Raw genomic sequence first — 1,603 nt, 5'->3', positions numbered from 1 at the left:
AACGTTCCTTCAGGAGACTTAAAGTCTCAGGGAGAACTCATCTCGGGGCAAGTTTCGTGCTTAGATGCTTTCAGCACTTATCTCTTCCGCATTTAGCTACCGGGCAGTGCCATTGGCATGACAACCCGAACACCAGTGATGCGTCCACTCCGGTCCTCTCGTACTAGGAGCAGCCCCCCTCAATTCTCCAGCGCCCACGGCAGATAGGGACCGAACTGTCTCACGACGTTCTAAACCCAGCTCGCGTACCACTTTAAATGGCGAACAGCCATACCCTTGGGACCTACTTCAGCCCCAGGATGTGATGAGCCGACATCGAGGTGCCAAACACCGCCGTCGATATGAACTCTTGGGCGGTATCAGCCTGTTATCCCCGGAGTACCTTTTATCCGTTGAGCGATGGCCCTTCCATTCAGAACCACCGGATCACTATGACCTGCTTTCGCACCTGCTCGAGCCGTCACTCTCGCAGTCAAGCTAGCTTATGCCATTGCACTAACCTCCTGATGTCCGACCAGGATTAGCTAACCTTCGTGCTCCTCCGTTACTCTTTGGGAGGAGACCGCCCCAGTCAAACTACCCACCAGACACTGTCCGCAACCCGGATCACGGGTCTACGTTAGAACACCAGCCATTAAAGGGTGGTATTTCAAGGACGGCTCCACGCAGACTGGCGTCCACGCTTCAAAGCCTCCCACCTATCCTACACATCAAGGACCAGTGTTCAGTGTCAAGCTATAGTAAAGGTTCACGGGGTCTTTCCGTCTTGCCGCGGGTACACTGCATCTTCACAGCGAGTTCAATTTCACTGAGTCTCGGGTGGAGACAGCCTGGCCATCATTACGCCATTCGTGCAGGTCGGAACTTACCCGACAAGGAATTTCGCTACCTTAGGACCGTTATAGTTACGGCCGCCGTTTACCGGGGCTTCGATCAAGAGCTTCGCGTTGCCGCTAACCCCATCAATTAACCTTCCGGCACCGGGCAGGCGTCACACCGTATACGTCCACTTTCGTGTTTGCACAGTGCTGTGTTTTTAATAAACAGTTGCAGCCAGCTGGTATCTTCGACTGATTTCAGCTCCACCCGCAGGGGCTTCACCTACATATCAGCGTGCCTTCTCCCGAAGTTACGGCACCATTTTGCCTAGTTCCTTCACCCGAGTTCTCTCAAGCGCCTTGGTATTCTCTACCTGACCACCTGTGTCGGTTTGGGGTACGATTTGATGTTACCTGATGCTTAGAGGCTTTTCCTGGAAGCAGGGCATTTGTTACTTCAGCACCGTAGTGCCTCGTCATCACACCTCAGCGTTAATAAGGTACCGGATTTACCTGGAACCTCCGCCTACATGCTTAAACCGGGGCAACCGTCGCCCGGCTAACATAGCCTTCTCCGTCCCCCCTTCGCAGTAACACCAAGTACAGGAATATTAACCTGTTTCCCATCGACTACGCCTTTCGGCCTCGCCTTAGGGGTCGACTCACCCTGCCCCGATTAACGTTGGACAGGAACCCTTGGTCTTCCGGCGAGCGGGCTTTTCACCCGCTTTATCGTTACTTATGTCAGCATTCGCACTTCTGATACCTCCAGCAACCCTCACAGG

The 1,603-nt window shown here is 53.7% G+C and carries 1 rRNA gene; it reads right to left on the bottom strand.

Annotated features, from left to right (window positions below):
* Positions 1–1,603: ribosomal RNA gene (locus KK102_RS22050) — 23S ribosomal RNA — on the bottom strand; the annotation flags it as partial.

It is taken from the genome of Enterobacter quasimori, assembly GCF_018597345.1.
Taxonomy (GTDB): domain Bacteria; phylum Pseudomonadota; class Gammaproteobacteria; order Enterobacterales; family Enterobacteriaceae; genus Enterobacter; species Enterobacter mori.
Note: the sequence above shows the minus strand (reverse complement) of the source record. Positions and strands in the feature narration are given on the sequence as shown.